At 74.1% G+C, this 14,540-nt stretch carries 12 protein-coding genes and 1 pseudogene; 6 read left to right on the top strand and 7 right to left on the bottom strand.

From position 1 onward, the window contains the following. Nucleotides 1-69: 69 nt before the first annotated feature. The 3 genes from LWC33_RS26940 to LWC33_RS26930 all read left to right on the top strand — a co-directional run bounded on the left by LWC33_RS26940 (nt 70) and on the right by LWC33_RS26930 (nt 2,374). Nucleotides 70-768, top strand: coding sequence for an ankyrin repeat domain-containing protein (locus LWC33_RS26940; RefSeq protein ID WP_233307477.1), 699 nt, complete (start codon nt 70-72; stop codon nt 766-768). A gap of 151 nt (nt 769-919) precedes the next feature. Further along, nucleotides 920-1,750: a helix-turn-helix transcriptional regulator gene (locus LWC33_RS26935; RefSeq protein ID WP_233307476.1), complete on the top strand. Its 831-nt coding sequence runs from the start codon at nt 920-922 to the stop codon at nt 1,748-1,750. Nucleotides 1,751-1,864: 114 nt separating this feature from the next. Then, complete coding sequence (locus tag LWC33_RS26930) at nt 1,865-2,374, top strand: tRNA (cytidine(34)-2'-O)-methyltransferase (RefSeq protein WP_233307475.1); 510 nt, start codon at nt 1,865-1,867, stop codon at nt 2,372-2,374. On the opposite strand, the gene LWC33_RS26925 is transcribed toward LWC33_RS26930, so the two are convergent. Continuing rightward, a complete protein-coding gene (locus tag LWC33_RS26925; RefSeq protein WP_233307474.1) occupies nt 2,340-3,212 on the bottom strand; it encodes a YceI family protein in 873 nt (290 codons plus the stop codon). The two genes, LWC33_RS26930 and LWC33_RS26925, sit on opposite strands and share 35 nt — an antisense overlap. Nucleotides 3,213-3,394: 182 nt before the next feature. Then, entirely contained in the window at nt 3,395-5,965 is a 2,571-nt protein-coding gene (locus LWC33_RS26920; RefSeq protein WP_372476696.1) for an FtsK/SpoIIIE family DNA translocase, read from the bottom strand. Between the two features lie 261 nt (nt 5,966-6,226). On the opposite strand from LWC33_RS26920, the gene LWC33_RS26915 reads away from it, so the two are divergent. After that, the gene (locus LWC33_RS26915) at nt 6,227-8,263 is read left to right on the top strand and encodes an acetate--CoA ligase family protein (RefSeq protein WP_233307473.1); all 2,037 of its coding nucleotides are present in this window, start codon (nt 6,227-6,229) and stop codon (nt 8,261-8,263) included. Beyond that, on the top strand, nt 8,263-9,000 hold the full coding sequence (locus tag LWC33_RS26910) for an enoyl-CoA hydratase/isomerase family protein (protein WP_233307472.1): 738 nt from the start codon (nt 8,263-8,265) through the stop codon (nt 8,998-9,000). The genes LWC33_RS26915 and LWC33_RS26910 overlap by 1 nt, the downstream gene beginning before the upstream one ends. A 217-nt stretch (nt 9,001-9,217) precedes the next feature. Here LWC33_RS26910 and LWC33_RS26905 read toward each other — a convergent pair whose 3' ends face one another. From LWC33_RS26905 to thyX, 5 genes and pseudogenes are all read right to left on the bottom strand, one after another. Further along, on the bottom strand, nt 9,218-10,909 hold the full coding sequence (locus LWC33_RS26905; RefSeq protein ID WP_233307484.1) for a ribonuclease J: 1,692 nt from the start codon (nt 10,907-10,909) through the stop codon (nt 9,218-9,220). Between the two features lie 156 nt (nt 10,910-11,065). Next, on the bottom strand, nt 11,066-12,076 hold the full coding sequence (dapA, locus tag LWC33_RS26900; RefSeq protein ID WP_233307471.1) for a 4-hydroxy-tetrahydrodipicolinate synthase: 1,011 nt from the start codon (nt 12,074-12,076) through the stop codon (nt 11,066-11,068). Between the two features lie 18 nt (nt 12,077-12,094). Then, nucleotides 12,095-12,721: a TIGR03085 family metal-binding protein gene (locus LWC33_RS26895; protein WP_233307470.1), complete on the bottom strand. Its 627-nt coding sequence runs from the start codon at nt 12,719-12,721 to the stop codon at nt 12,095-12,097. Between the two features lie 86 nt (nt 12,722-12,807). Continuing rightward, nucleotides 12,808-13,116 (bottom strand): annotated as a pseudogene (locus LWC33_RS26890) (endonuclease/exonuclease/phosphatase family protein); the annotation flags it as partial. Between the two features lie 24 nt (nt 13,117-13,140). Continuing rightward, the gene (thyX, locus tag LWC33_RS26885) at nt 13,141-13,893 is read right to left on the bottom strand and encodes an FAD-dependent thymidylate synthase (RefSeq protein WP_233307469.1); all 753 of its coding nucleotides are present in this window, start codon (nt 13,891-13,893) and stop codon (nt 13,141-13,143) included. 101 nt (nt 13,894-13,994) lie between these two features. On the opposite strand from thyX, the gene LWC33_RS26880 reads away from it, so the two are divergent. After that, nucleotides 13,995-14,540: a toxin-antitoxin system HicB family antitoxin gene (locus tag LWC33_RS26880; protein ID WP_233307468.1), complete on the top strand. Its 546-nt coding sequence runs from the start codon at nt 13,995-13,997 to the stop codon at nt 14,538-14,540.

Below are 14,540 nucleotides of genomic sequence, written 5' to 3'. Positions count from 1 at the left end.
CCGCGAGTCGCGCCCCGGGCTCCCGCGAGTCGCGCCCTGGGCTTCCGCGAGTCGGGGCAGGATCGGCGCATGACCGAGGCCGAGGAGCAGGCGGTGGCGGCGATCCGTGCCGGCGACGTCGAGGAGCTGCGACGCCTGCTCGCCGCCGAGCCCGCGCTCGTCACCGCCCGGCCGGACGGCGCGCGGACGCTGCTCCACGTCGTCACGGACTGGCCGGGCAACCGGCCGGCGGGCCCCGAAATCGTACGGATGCTCGTGGCGGCGGGCGCGGACGTCGACGCCCGGTTCGTCGGGGCGCACCGCGAGACCGCCCTGCACTGGGCCGCCAGCAACGACGACGTCCCGCTCGTCGACGCCCTCCTGGATACCGGCGCCGCGATCGACGCCGACGGCGCCGTGATCGCCGACGGCACGCCCCTCTCCGACGCCGTCGCCTTCGGTCAGCACGCCGCGGCGCGCCGGCTCGTCGAGCGCGGCGCGACACCGCGCCCCGCCGAGGCCGCCGCGCTCGGGATGGTCGACCTGCTCGTCGCCGAGTACGAGGAGCACCCTCCGCGACCGGACGACGTCGACGTCGCGTTCTGGTACGCCTGCCACGGCGGCAGCATCGACGCGGCGGAGTACTTGCTGGCCCGGGGCGCCGACGTGGACGTCCTGCCTCTGTGGGAGCGGCTCACCCCGCTCGACGCGGCGGAGCGCGCCGGGGCAGCCGAGGTCGTCGCCTGGCTGCGGCAGCACGGGGCGCACCGGGCCGCCGAGCTGGGTTGAGCCGGCCGCAGCTCCCGACTCGCGATGCCAGAGCTCCCGACGCGCAGAAGCCCACAACGCGACTCGCAGGAACCCACAGCGCGACTCGCGGGAGCCCAGAGCGCGACTCGCGGAGGTGCGGGGCGTTGAGCTGCGGCGATACCCTCGGCCCGTGACCGACCCGACCCGCCCCGACGGCGGATCGGAGCTGGTGTGGGCGCGGCCGGCTCCGGCGCTGCGCCCGCTCGTCGACCTCTACAGCGGTTACCGCATGCCGGCGACCGCGCCCGGCACGCACATGGGCGTGCCGGGCGGGCACCTGACCTTCCTGCTGTGCCTCGACGGCGAGGTCGACGTCCTGCGCACGCCCGACCCCGACCGCTCGTCGGGCTCCTACCGCGCGATGGTCGGGGGGCTGCACGACCGCCCTGCCGTGATCGGCACCGGCCCGGCGCAGACGGGCCTGCAGCTGCGCCTGACGTGGCTCGGCGCGCGCATCCTGCTCGGCGCCCCGGCGAGCGCGCTGGCCGGCGACGTCGTGGGGCTCGGCGACCTGCTCGGCCGGCGGGGCGAGATCCTCGTCGAGCGCCTCGCCGAGGTCCCGACCTGGGCCGGCCGGTTCGCCCTGCTCGACGCGGCGCTCACCAAGCTCGCCGCCGGGGCCCCCCGCCCCGACCCGCACCGGGAGGTGGCCCGGGCCTGGCACCGGCTGGCGGCGACCGGCGGCACGCTGCGGATCGAGCAGCTCGCCCGGGAGATCGGCTGGAGCCGCCGCCACCTCGCCCTGCGGTTCCGCGACGAGATCGGCCTCTCCCCCAAGTCCGCGGCCCGGGTGATCCGCTTCGAGCGGGCGTGCGACCTGCTTCGCGGCCGCACGCGTCCGGCCCTCGCCGACACCGCCGCGCTCTGCGGCTATGCCGACCAGGCCCATCTGGCACGGGACTTCCGCGAGCTCGCGGGGCTCACCGCGACCGAGTGGCTGGCCGAGCGCCCCGACGGCTGACCCGGACACTCCTGCCCCGGCAACCGACCTCCGGCACCCTGGTTCGCGCACTCGCGCCCCGGCCCGAGCACCCCGTCGTCGCTGGTCCGGGCAGCCGCCTGCTACGAAGGGCGCGTGTTCCGGATCGCCTTCCACGCCCCCGAGATCCCGCCCAACACCGGCAGCGCGATCCGGCTCGCGGCCAACACCGGCGCCGAGCTGCATCTCGTGGAGCCGCTGGGCTTCGCGCTCGACGAGCGCAACGTCCGGCGGGCCGGCCTCGACTACCACGAGCTCGCCGAGCTGCGGGTGCACCGCACGATCGACGAGCTGTGGGCCGCGGTGGCGCCCGCCCACGTCTACGCGTTCACGACGGGCGCGGACCGCGTCTACACCGACGTCGCCTACCAGCCGGGCGACGTCCTGCTGTTCGGCTCGGAGTCGACCGGACTGCCCGCGGAAATCGTCCACGCACCGCAGGTCAGCGCCAGGGTCCGGCTGCCGATGGTCCCCGGCTCGCGGTCGCTGAACCTCGCCAACGCCGCGGCCGTCGCGGTCTACGAGGCCTGGCGCCAGCACGCCTTCCTCGGCGCAGTCGGCGCCACCGCGGCTACCCCTGCAGCACCGCCTGCACGTCGAGGTTGATCTCGATCGTCGACCCGACGACCGGCACACCGCGGTTGACCATCTGCTGCCAGTTCAGCGTGAAGTGCTCACGGTGCAGCTCCGCGGTGGCGACGGCACCGGCGCGCCGGCCGTTCCACTCCTCCATGCCGAGGAAGGTGACGTCGAGCTGCACGTCACTGGTCAGGCCGTGCAGCGTGAGGTCGCCGTCGACGAACCAGCGGTTGCCGGGGCCGCGGCGGAAGCGGGTGCTGGAGAAGCGCAGCTGCGGGAAGCGCTCGACGTCGAGGAAGTCCGGCGAGCGCAGGTGCGTGTCCCGGGCCTCGACGTTGGTGTCGACGCTGACGGCGTCGATCACGATGTCGACGGCGGAGTCCTCGAAGGGCTCGGCGATGCGGATCTGCCCGCGGAAGCGGTTGAACCGGCCGTAGACCCGCGACATCCCGATGTGCCGGGCGATGAACCGGATCGAGGAGTGGTCCGCGTCGATGTCGTAGACGCCGGGCGGCGGCGGGGTGAGCGACTGGTCCGGCGCGAGGGCCAGCGCGCCGACCTCGGCGTGCTTGCCCCACTCGACCTCGACCGTGGCGCTGTTGCCCCGGTAGCCGCCGGCCTCGGCGCGCACCCGGTATTCCCCCGGGACGAGCGCGGCGGTGAAGTAGCCGAAGGGATCGGTGTCGGCGTTGAGGATCCGGGTGCTCGCGCGGTCGAGGACCGAGACCTGGGCCCCGGCCAGTGGGCGCCCCTCGCCGTCCTGGACCTGCCCGCTCAGCAGGCCGCCCGTGAGCGGGATCGGCACGAGCGCGTTGCGACCGGTGTCCGACCGGCGCGCACCCTTCCCTCGCTTGCTCCAGAACACTCCATGACCTTCCGACGAGTGAGTCGACCCGGGCACGGGCCGTCGAACACTCTGGCAGAAAAGGTCACGAACCGGTGACGCCGGTGGCCCCCATGTGAACGCCCCCACACGGCCGTACGCCGAACGGCTGCTCAGCGGAGCCGAGCGACCACACACGGGCCACATCTCCGCTGGTAGAGCGCTCAATCATCGTCCCCGGAAGGGGCTTCACCGCCCCCGCCGCGCAGCAGCCAGATCACGTTCTCGAGCTCCTCGGGCTTGATGAGGACGTCCCGCGCCTTGGAGCCCTCGGACGGCCCGACGATTCCGCGGGTCTCGAGCAGGTCCATCAGCCGGCCCGCCTTCGCGAACCCGACGCGCAGCTTCCGCTGGAGCATCGACGTCGAGCCGAACTGCGAGGTCACGATCAGCTCGGCGGCCTGGATGAGCACCTCGAGGTCGTCCCCGATGTCGGGGTCGATCTCCTTGGCCTCGCCCTGCTTGGCCGCCGTGACGCCCTCGGTGTAGGTCGGCTCGGCCTGCTCCTTGGTGAACCCGACGACCTCGGCGATCTCCTCGTCCGAGATGTACGCGCCCTGCATGCGGATCGGCTTGCTCGCACCCATGGGCAGGTAGAGCCCGTCGCCCATGCCGATCAGCTTCTCGGCGCCCGGCTGGTCGAGGATGACCCGCGAGTCCGTGAGCGACGACGTGGCGAACGCCAGCCGCGAGGGCACGTTGGTCTTGATCAGGCCGGTGACGACGTCGACCGACGGCCGCTGCGTGGCCAGGACCAGGTGGATGCCGGCCGCACGGGCCTTCTGCGTGATGCGGACGATGGCGTCCTCGACGTCTCGCGGGGCCGTCATCATCAGGTCGGCGAGCTCGTCGACGATGCAGAGGATGTACGGGTACGGCCGGTACTCCCGCTCGCTGCCCGGGGGCGCGGTGATCTCCCCGGAGCGGACCTTGCGGTTGAAGTCGTCGATGTGCCGGACGCGGTTGGCCTGCATGTCCTGGTAGCGCTGCTCCATCTCCTCCACCAGCCAGGCCAGCGCCGAGGCGGCCTTCTTCGGCTGGGTGATGATGGGCGTGATCAGGTGCGGGATGCCCTCGTACGGCGTGAGCTCGACCATCTTCGGGTCGACGAGGATCATCCGGACCTCCTCGGGCGTGGCCCGGGAGAGCAGCGAGACCAGCATCGAGTTGACGAAGCTGGACTTACCGGAACCGGTGGAGCCCGCGACCAGCAGGTGCGGCATCTTCGCCAGGTTCGCGCAGAGGAAGTGACCCTCGATGTCCTTGCCCAGGCCGATGACCATCGGGTGCTGCTCGTTGCGGGCCGTGCCGGACCGCAGCACGTCGCCGAGCCGGACCATCTCGCGGTCGGAGTTGGGCACCTCGATGCCGACGGCGGACTTGCCCGGGATCGGGGCGAGGATGCGGACGTTGTCGGTGGCCACCGCGTAGGCGATGTTCTTCGACAGCTGGGTGATCTTCTCGACCTTGACGGCCTGGCCCAGCTCGATCTCGTAGCGGGTGACCGTCGGGCCGCGGGTGAAGCCGGTGACCTGCGCGTCCACGTTGAACTGGTCGAGCACGCCGCTGATCGACTCGATCATCGCGTCGTTGGCCGCGGAGCGCATCTTCGGCGGCGGGCCCGTCTCCAGGACGTCCACGGGCGGCAGCTGATAGTCGCCCTCGCCGACCGGCTCGCGGATGGCCATGGACATCTGCTCGCCCTCGGCGGGCGGGGGCTCGGCGGGCGGCGTGGCCTTGACCGACGCGGGATCCGGCCGCTTCGGGCGCGCCTTCGGCGCGACCGGGACGTACTCCTCCTCGGGCTCCGCCGGCGTCTCCGGGGACGACGCGTCGTCCGGGGTCTCCTCCGTGAACGCCTCCGCGCTCGACGCCTGCCGGCGCCGGGCCGGGCGGCGGCGCGCCGGCGGGGCCTCGGCGGCGGGCTCCTCCTCGGCGAGGGGCTCCTCGCCCTCCTCGCCGTCGGCGTGGAGCTCCGGCCGGCCGAGCAGCCGGCGCACGCGGTCGGGCACCTCGCGCACGGGCGTGGCCGTGAGCACGAGCAACGCGTAGAAGCTGACGAGCAGCAGGATCGGCACCGCGACCCAGACGGTGAGCCCGCTGGCCAAGGGCGTGGCCGCGACGTAGCCGATCGCACCGCCGCCGGAGGCCCACCGCGCCGGCTCGTCGGGCGAGCCGGAGAACAGGTGCACCAGCCCGAGCACGCCGAGGGCCAGCAGCAGCGTGCCGACCGCGATCCGCGGCCGGGCCTCGGGGTGCGCGGGGGTGGTCATCAGCACGACGCCGACGGCCAGCAGGATGACCGGCAGCAGCGCGCCGGCGATGCCGAACACGGCCCCGACGCCCGCGGAGAACCCGCGGCCGACCGGGCCACCCGCCTCCCACCAGATCCCCGCGGCGGAGACCACCGCGAGCACGATGAACAGCACGCCGAGCCCGTCCCGGCGGTGCGCGGGGTCGATCTCGCGGGTACGCCCGGCGGCGCGCCCGGCGGACTTCGTCATCCGGACGACGCCGCGCCCGACGGCGTCGATCCCCTTGTCGATCAGGTCCGGTTGGCGTCGGGCGGGAGGACGCTTCGCGGGCGTGCGCGACCGCGAGGACGAGCCCCTCGACCGGGACGTGGACGACCGCGAGCGCGACGACGAGGACGACCGCGAGCTCCGACCCGATCCGGCCGCGGCCCGCATGCCCGCCCCGTCCGCGGCCCGTCCGGCCGTCCCTCGTCCTGCCATGTCGCCCACGGTAACCGCGAAGTCGGGCGAAACCCGTGACCGACGCACCCCGATCAGGCGGCGTGGAGCGTGCTCCGCTCCACGCCTGCGACCGAGTAGCCGCGGTCGGCGTAGGGGAAGCCGCGACCCGTCCCGGTTCTCCCGCTCGGCCCGGCCGAGGATGGCACATCGGCGCTCGGCGATCTACGGTGAGATCGCGGGACGACGCGCTGACCTGCGGATCCCGCCTTTCCCCAGCCTCGACGACGAGGAGGAACACCGGTGGCTCCCACCGACTGGGAGCGGGTGCTGAACCCGCGGACCGTCGCCGTCCTGGGCGCCTCCGGGCGCGCGGACAACCCCATGGCCCGCCCGCTGCGCTGGCTCGCCGAGCGCGGGTTCGCCGGCCGGGTCGTCCCGGTCAACCCGAAGTACCCCGAGCTCGCGGGGCTGCCGTGCGCCGCCTCGCTCGCCGACGTCGAGGGGCCGGTCGACCTCGTCCTGGCGATGGTCCCGGCCGCCCGCGCGGTGCAGGCCGTGCGCGAGTCCGGTACCGCCGGCGCGGCGGCGGTGATCGTGTTCGCCTCCGGCTTCGCCGAGGTCGGCCCGGAGGGTGCGGCCCTGCAGCAGGAGCTGGTCGCCACCGCGCGGGAGACCGGCGTGCGCGTGTTCGGCCCCAACTGCCAGGGCATCGTCCACACCCCGAGCAGGCTGTTCGCGAGCTTCTCGGCCGCCGTCGAACGGCCGCTGACCGGCAGCAGCGGGATCGCCTACGTCGGGCAGAGCGGGGCGATCGGCGGCTCCGTCCTCGATCTCGCCGCCGAGCGCGGCCTCGACCTCACGACGTGGGTGAGCACCGGCAACCAGGCCGACGTCGACCTCACCGAGATCGGCCTGCACCTGGTGCAGCGGCCGGAGATCTCGGTCCTCGCGGTGTACGCCGAGGAGATCCCGGACGGCGCGGCCTACGCCCGGCTCGCCGCCACGGCCGCGGCCCACGACACCGCCGTCGTCGTCCTGCGCTCCGGCCGGTCCGCCGCCGGGCGGCGCGCCGCGGTGTCCCACACCGGAGCCATGGTCGGCGACGACACCGCCTTCCGATTGCTCTCGCGGCGGCACGGGGTCGTCCTCGTCGACGACGTCGAGGAGCTGCTCGCCGCGGCCACCATGCTGCGCGGGCAGCCCCGGCCCACCGGGCGCGGGGTCGCCGCCGTGACGACATCCGGCGGCGCAGGGATCCTCGCCGCCGACCGCTGCGAGGGGCTCGGCCTGAGCGTCCCGGTGCTGGCGCCGGAGACCCAGGAGAAGCTCGCCCGGATCGTCCCGGACTTCGGGGCGGTCGCGAACCCGGTGGACGTGACCGCCCAGCTGTTCAACCGGGGCGACCGAGCGTTCGGCGACGTGTGCGGGATCGTCTGCGCGGACCCGGCGGTGGAGTCGTTGCTGGTCCTGGTCACGATGGTGACGGGGCAGGAGGCGGTGCACCTCGCCGAGGACCTCGCCGCGGCCATGGCGGACAGCCCGGTCCCCTGTGCGGTGGCGTGGCTCGCGGGCCCGGACCGCACCGCCGAGGCTCGCGCGCTGCTCACCGCCGCGGGCATCCCGGTGTTCGCGTCGATCGCCGTGGCATCCCGGATGCTCGCGGTGCTCGTGCGCGAGCCCGGCCCCGACTCCCCCGCCGCCACGGCGCTGACCGGCCTGCTGACCGGGCCGGTGCCCGCGGACGACTGGGAGCTGCTCGACGTCCTCGGCGTCCCGCGGCCCGCCGGCGCGGTCGCGACCGACCCGGACGAGGCCGCCCGGATCGCCGGGGACCGCACCGTGGTGCTGAAGGTGGAGGGCCCGGCCCACAAGTCGGACGTCGGCGGGGTGCGGATCGGGGTGCCGCCCGGACGGGTCGCGGCGGAGGCGGCCGAGCTGCTCGCGCTCGGCCCGTCCGTCCTGGTCCAGGAGACGGCGCCCGCCGGGTTCGAGCTGCTCGTCGGCGCCACCGCGGGCGTCGACGGCTGGCCGCCGGTCGTCACCGTCGGGCTCGGCGGCGTGGCCACCGAGGTGCACCGCGACCTCGCGACCGCCCTCGCCCCGCTCGACCACGACGCGGCGCTGGCCCTGCTGCGCGGCCTGCGGTCCTGGCCGCTGCTGGCCGGGCACCGCGGCGCCCCGCCGCTCGACGTCGACGCCGCGGCCGCCGCCGTCGTCGCCGTCTCCCGGGCGATCGGGCACCCCGACCTCGCCGAGCTGGAGATCAACCCGCTGATCGTGGGGCGTGCGGGCGCGGTCGCCGTCGACGTCCTGGTCCGCCGGACGGAAGGAACCTGATGGGCACGATCGTGCTGGACAAGGCCGACGGGATCGCGACGATCACCGTCGACTCCCCCGAGGTCAAGAACGGCCTCACCCCCGAGATGGGCCGTGAGCTCGTGGCCGTGTGCGAGGACGTCGACGCGGACCCACGGATCGGGGCCGCCGTGGTCAGGGGCGCGGCGGGCACCTTCTGCTCGGGCGCCGACCGCCGCCGGTGGCAGCCCGGCGCCGACCAGGCCGAGCGCGAGACCTACCGCAACAGCGGCGCGGTGTACCAGGCGTTCGTCCGGGTCGGGAAGCTCGCCGTGCCCACCATCGCCGCGATCCGCGGCGCCGCGGTGGGGGCGGGGCTGAACCTCGCGCTGGCCACCGACCTGCGGATCGTGGCCGAGGACGCCCGGCTGCTGGCCGGGTTCCTGCGGATCGGGCTGCACCCCGGCGGCGGGTTCTTCACCATCGCCGGACGGACCGCGGGCCGCGAGGCCACCGCGGCGATGGGTCTGTTCAGCCAGGAGATCGACGGCCGGCGCGCCGTCGAGATCGGGCTGGCCTGGGCCGCCGTCCCGGACGCCGAGGTCGAGGAGACGGCCCGGCGGCTCGCCGCGGGTCCTGCGAAGGATCCGGCCCTGGCCCGCGAGGCCGTCCGGTCCTTCCGCACGGAGCTCGGCCCGCCCGGGATCGGGTGGGACGCCGCCGTCGAGTTCGAACGGGCCACGCAGATGTGGTCGCAACGGCGCCGCAACAGCAGCTAACCCGAGGCGAGCCTCATCCAGGGTCGACGCGGCGTTCGTCGAGAAGCGGCGTTCGTCGAGAAGCGGGCGCCGGTGGCGCCGTCCTCGCGGCGTCCGATGCTTCGAAATCTGGCGTTTCGCGGAAAGGGGTACCGAGGACCGCGGGCCGGCCCCGCTCGCTGTCCCCCGGCAGAGGTCGGTGACGCGAAGGACGGGACGAGTCCCCGGCCCCGGACGGCTAGACCGCGATGACCGTCGGCACGATCATGGGCCGGCGTCGGTAGGTCTCCCCCACCCACTTGCCGACCACCCGGCGGACGGACTGGGCGACCCGGTGCGTGTCGGTGATCCCGTCGTTCTCGGTGCGGGACAGCTCGTCCTCCACCATCGGGAGGACGGCGTCGAGCGCCTTCGGGTCGTCGGAGAACCCGCGGCCCGAGAGCGTCGGACGCGAGACGGCCCGGCCGGTGTTCGCGTCGATCGCCACGGTGATCGAGATGAAGCCGCCCTCGCCGAGCACCAGCCGGTCGGAGAGCACGCCCTCGCCGATGTCGCCGACGAGGTTGCCGTCGACGTACACGCGGCCGACCTCGACCCGTCCGGTGATCGCGGCCTTGCCGTCGACGAGGTCGACGACCACACCGTCCTCGGCGATCACCACGTTCTCCTCGGGCACACCGGTCGCCACCGCGAGCGCCTTGTTGGCCCGCAGGTGCCGCCACTCCCCGTGCGCCGGCAGGACGTTCGACGGCCGCACCGCGTTGTAGAGGAACAGCAGCTCGCCGGCCGGTGAGTGCCCGGACACGTGGACCTTCGCGTTGCCCTGGTGCACGACCTTGGCGCCGAGCCGGGTCAACCCGTTGATCACGGCGAACACGGCGGTCTCGTTGCCCGGGATCAGCGAGCTGGCCAGGATCACGGTGTCGTCCGGGCGGATCACGACGCTGCGGTGGTCGCCGCGGGCCATCCGGGACAGCGCCGAGAGCGGCTCGCCCTGCGACCCGGTGGAGATCAGGACCAGCTGCTCGTCGGGCAGCCGCATGGCCTCGTCGAGGTCGACGAGCAGCCCCTCCGGCACGTTGAGCAGCTCCAGCTCGCCCGCCAGGCCCATGTTGCGGACCATCGAGCGCCCGGCGAAGCAGACCTTGCGCCCGTGCTCGACGGCGGCGTCGAGCACCTGCTGCACGCGGTGCACGTGGCTGGCGAAGCAGGCGACGATGATCCGCGACGGGGCCTTGGCGAAGACGTCGGAGATCACCGGGCCGATCTCGCGCTCGGGGGTGACGAAGCCGGGGACGTCGGCGTTGGTCGAGTCGACCACGAACAGGTCGACACCCTCGTCGCCGAGGCGCGAGAAGCCGGCGAGGTCGGTGAGCCGGTCGTCGAGCGGGAGCTGGTCGAGCTTGATGTCGCCGGTGTGCAGGACCAGGCCGGCGGGCGTGCGGATGGCGACGGCCAGCGCGTCGGGGATCGAGTGGTTGACCGCGAAGTACTCGCAGTCCCACGGCCCGTGGTGCAGCCGGTCGCCCTCCTTCACCTCCAGAAGGTGCGGGGTGAGGTGGTGCTCCTTGCACTTGGCCGCCACCAGCGCCAGCGTGAACCGCGACCCCACGACCAGCAGGTCCGGCTTCTGCCGCAGCAGGAACGGCACGGCCCCGATGTGGTCCTCGTGGCCGTGGGTGAGCACGAGGACGTCGATGTCGTCGAGCCGGTGCTCGATCGCCCGGAAGTCGGGGAGGATCAGGTCGACGCCGGGCGAGTCCTCGGCCGGGAACAGCACGCCGCAGTCGACGACCATGAGCCGGTCCTCGTACTCGAAGACCGTCATGTTCCGGCCGATCTCGCCGATCCCGCCGAGGGCGTAGACGCGCAGGCCGCCCTCGGGCAGGGCGGGCGGCGGCCCGGCGGGGAGCTCGGTCGGGTTGGTGATCTCCGGCGGCTGCGGCGGGCGCTCGGGACCGCGCTCCCGGCGTCCCGATCGGCGTCGACGGTCGTTGCGGGAGGAGGGACGACTCACGTGGTATGTGCCTCTTCTTGCTGAGCGGAGCTCGCGGGGCGGGCTCCGGCGCTGGTCGGAGGGGCCGGGTCAGCGGTACGCGACCTCGGCCCCCAGGTCGGTGTCCGTTCGGGTGCCCAACGCCCCGTGTCCGGAGTGGCCGGGGCGGGCGTGCGGGACGCGGTCGGGGTCGAGCGCGACGCCACCGGCCATCAGGTCCGCCGCGATCAGCGCGACCTGCTCCTCGGTCGCGGGTGGCAGCGGCAGCCGGGGCTCGCCGACGTCGATCCCCCGCAGACGCAGCGCGACCTTGGAGAAGACCGCGCCGCCGACGCGGCCCATGCCACGCAGCAGCGGGATCATGGCGTAGTGCAGGTTGCGGGCGCGGTCGTGCTCGCCGGCCTCGAAGGCCTCGAGCATGACGCGCAGCCGGTCCGCCACGACGTGCCCGATCACCGAGACGAACCCGACGGCCCCGACCGACAGCCAGGGCAGGTTCACCGGGTCGTCGCCCGAGTAGTACGCGAGCGTCGTGGTGGCGAGCACCTCGGTGCCGACGCGCAGGTCGTTGCGCGCGTCCTTGACCCCGAGGATCCGCGGGTGCTGGGCCAGCCGCTGCAGCGTCTCCAGCTCGATCGGGACGACGGAGCGCGGCGGGATGTCGTAGAGCATCACCGGCAGCTCGGTGGCGTCCGCGACCGCGGTGAAGTGCAGGACCAGCCCGTTCTGCGGGGGCCGGGAGTAGTACGGCGTGACGACGAGCAGGCCGTGCGCGCCCGCCTTCTCCGCCTCGCGGGCCAGGTGGATGCTGTGCGCGGTGTCGTAGGTGCCGGCGCCGGCGATCACCGTCGCCCGCTCGCCCACCGCGCTCACCACGGCCCGGACCAGCTCGGACTTCTCCTTGTCCGACGTCGTGGGCCCCTCGCCGGTGGTGCCGTTGACGACCAGCCCGTCGTTGCCCAGGTCGACGAGGTGGGAGGCCAGTTCCTCCGCCTTCGCCAGGTCCAGCTCCCCCTCCGCGTCGAAGGGGGTGACCATCGCCGTCAGCACCTGGCCGAACGGGCGACCCGGGGGCAGGGCCTGCGCGGAGGAGGGGCTCATGGGGGTGACGGTACCGCCCTACAGCCCGCGCCCCACGCTCTCGTACGCCGCGACGTCGGTGACACTGCCCTCCACCTCGACCCGGGAGGCGTCGCGGCCGAAGAGGTGCAGGACGATCTCGCCGGGGTCGCCCACCAGGGTGACCAGGCCGGGACCGGTCCGGACGACGTGCGCGGCACCCTCCGGCCGGCGCAGGACGACGCCGACGGGACTGCGACGCAGCAGGAGCCGGCCCATCCGCGTGGCGAGCGCCCAGAGCTGCTCGTCGCGCCCGGGGTCCGACGGGCGGGGCTCCCAGCCGGGCGCGCCGCGGCGGGCGTCCTCGTGGTGCACGAAGAACTCGGCGCCGTTCGCGACCTCGTCGACCTTGCCGATCCGGTACGGCGACCACGGCGGGGCACCCGCGCGCAGCTCGCCGATCATCGACTCCCACGCGCTGTCGGCGTACCCCGCCATGCCCTTCTGCGTGATCGGGTGCAGCGCGGGCACGAGGATCCCGGGCGCCGCCCACGGCTGCCGCTCCCGGACGAGCAGGTGCGCGAGCAGGTCGCGCGTGGTCCAGCCCTCGCAGAGCGTCGGGCGGTCGGGCCCCAGCTTCTCCAGGGTGTCGGACAGGGCGGCACGCTCGTCGGTCGCAAGGCTCACGGGCGCCACGCTATCGCCGAGAAACCCGGCGCGCCCGGCGTCGGGAGCCGATGTCGATGCACGCCGGCGGGGACCGGCGCTGCACATCAGCGCGCGCAGGGGCCGACGACGGCGGTGATCGCGTCGTGGTCGGAGCCGGGCAGCGGCAGCCGCCGGGCGTCGTCGCCGCACCAGCCCGGCGTCACCACCAGGTGGTCGATGCGGAGCAGCAGCAGCCGCCAGGTCGTGACGGAGGTGGGGCCGGCTTCGTCCGCCCCCATGGCGTCGACAATCCCGTCGGTGATCACCCGGTAGTCGCGCCCGCGGTCGGTGGTGTTGAGGTCGCCGGCCAGGACGACGGGGCCGGACTCGGCGGCCGGCGCTGCGCCAGCCCTCCGTACTGATGGTCGGGCGGCGCTCCGCCAGCCCTCTCGTGATGGTCAGCCCTCCGTGACGAACGGGCTGCTGGCGATCTCCGTGCCGTCGTCGAGCTTCTGGATCTCGAAGTCGTTGAAGACGTTGGGCACCTCGACCTGCAGCTGCCGCAGGCACTCGATCGCCAGGGCGCGGATCTCCACGTCCGCGTGCTCCGTGGCGCGCATGCCGATGAAGTGGCGCCAGGCGCGGTAGTTGCCGGTGACGACGATCCGCGTCTCCGTGGCGTTGGGCAGGATCGCCCGGGCCGCCTGCCGGGCCTGCTTGCGGCGCAGGGTGGCGTTCGGGACGTCGGCGAACCGCTTCTCCAGGCCCTCCAGCAGCTGCTCGTAGGCCTTCACCGAGGCCTCGGCGGCGTCGAGGAACATCTGGTGGAGCTCGGGGTCGTCGGCGATCACCTCGGGCTCGACCATCGCCGCGTCCCGCTCCGGGACGTAGCGCTGCGACAGCTGCGAGTACGAGAAGTGCCGATGCCGGATCAGCTCGTGCGTGAGGCTGCGCGAGATGCCGGTGAGGTAGAAGCTGACCGTGCCGTGCTCGAGCACGGACAGGTGCCCGACCTCGAGGATGTGCCGCAGGTAGCCCTCGTTCGTGGCCGTGCGCGGGTTGGGCTTGCTCCAGGACTGGTAGCAGGCCCGGCCGGCGAACTCGGCGAGGGCCTGCCCGCCGTCGGCGTCGGTCTCCCAGGGCACGTCGGCAGGCGGGAGGAACTCGGTCTTGGCGACGAGCTGAACCTTCGGCGGGACCGTCTGCGGCATGGTCCGCAGCGTAACCGGCAGGACCGACGAAACCGGCCCGGCGTCGGCGTGACGCCTCAACGGCGGTTGCATGATGTCAGCCGTGACGCCATAGTGGCGTCATGGACATCGGCCAGTACGTCGCGCAGCTGCGGGAGGACCTCCTGTCCGCCGCCGCCGCGGGCGACGAGCAGACCCAGCGCACGGCCGCGCTCCTCGGCGCGGCGATCGAACCCGCGGCCCGGCTGGCCGTCATGAACGCGCTCTCCGACCTGGCCGCCGAGGTGACCGAGGCGCTCGGCGACCGCACCGTCGAGGTGCGCCTCGACGGGCGTGACGTTCGCGTGGCCGTCTCCGGCGCCGCCGAGGAGCACGAGCAGGAGCCGCCGCGCTTCACCCCGCCCGGCCCGGGCGACGCCGGCGATATCAGCCGGATCACGCTCCGGCTCGTCGAGCAGATCAAGGCGCAGGCCGAGCAGGCCGCGGCCCAGCAGGGCGTCTCCCTCAACTCCTGGGTGTCCCAGGCGGTGCAGGGCGCCCTCGCCGGCAAGCAGCGGCGCTGGGAGCAGCGCGGCCGGGGCTGGCCGCGCCCCGACGGCCCGGGCGCCCGGACCGGCCGGGACGACGACGGTGGCGACGGCCGCCTCAAGGGATGGGTACAGGGGTGA

This window comes from Pseudonocardia terrae (genome assembly GCF_021343995.1).
GTDB lineage: Bacteria > Actinomycetota > Actinomycetes > Mycobacteriales > Pseudonocardiaceae > Pseudonocardia > Pseudonocardia terrae.
This window is presented reverse-complemented; position numbering and strand designations above follow the sequence as displayed.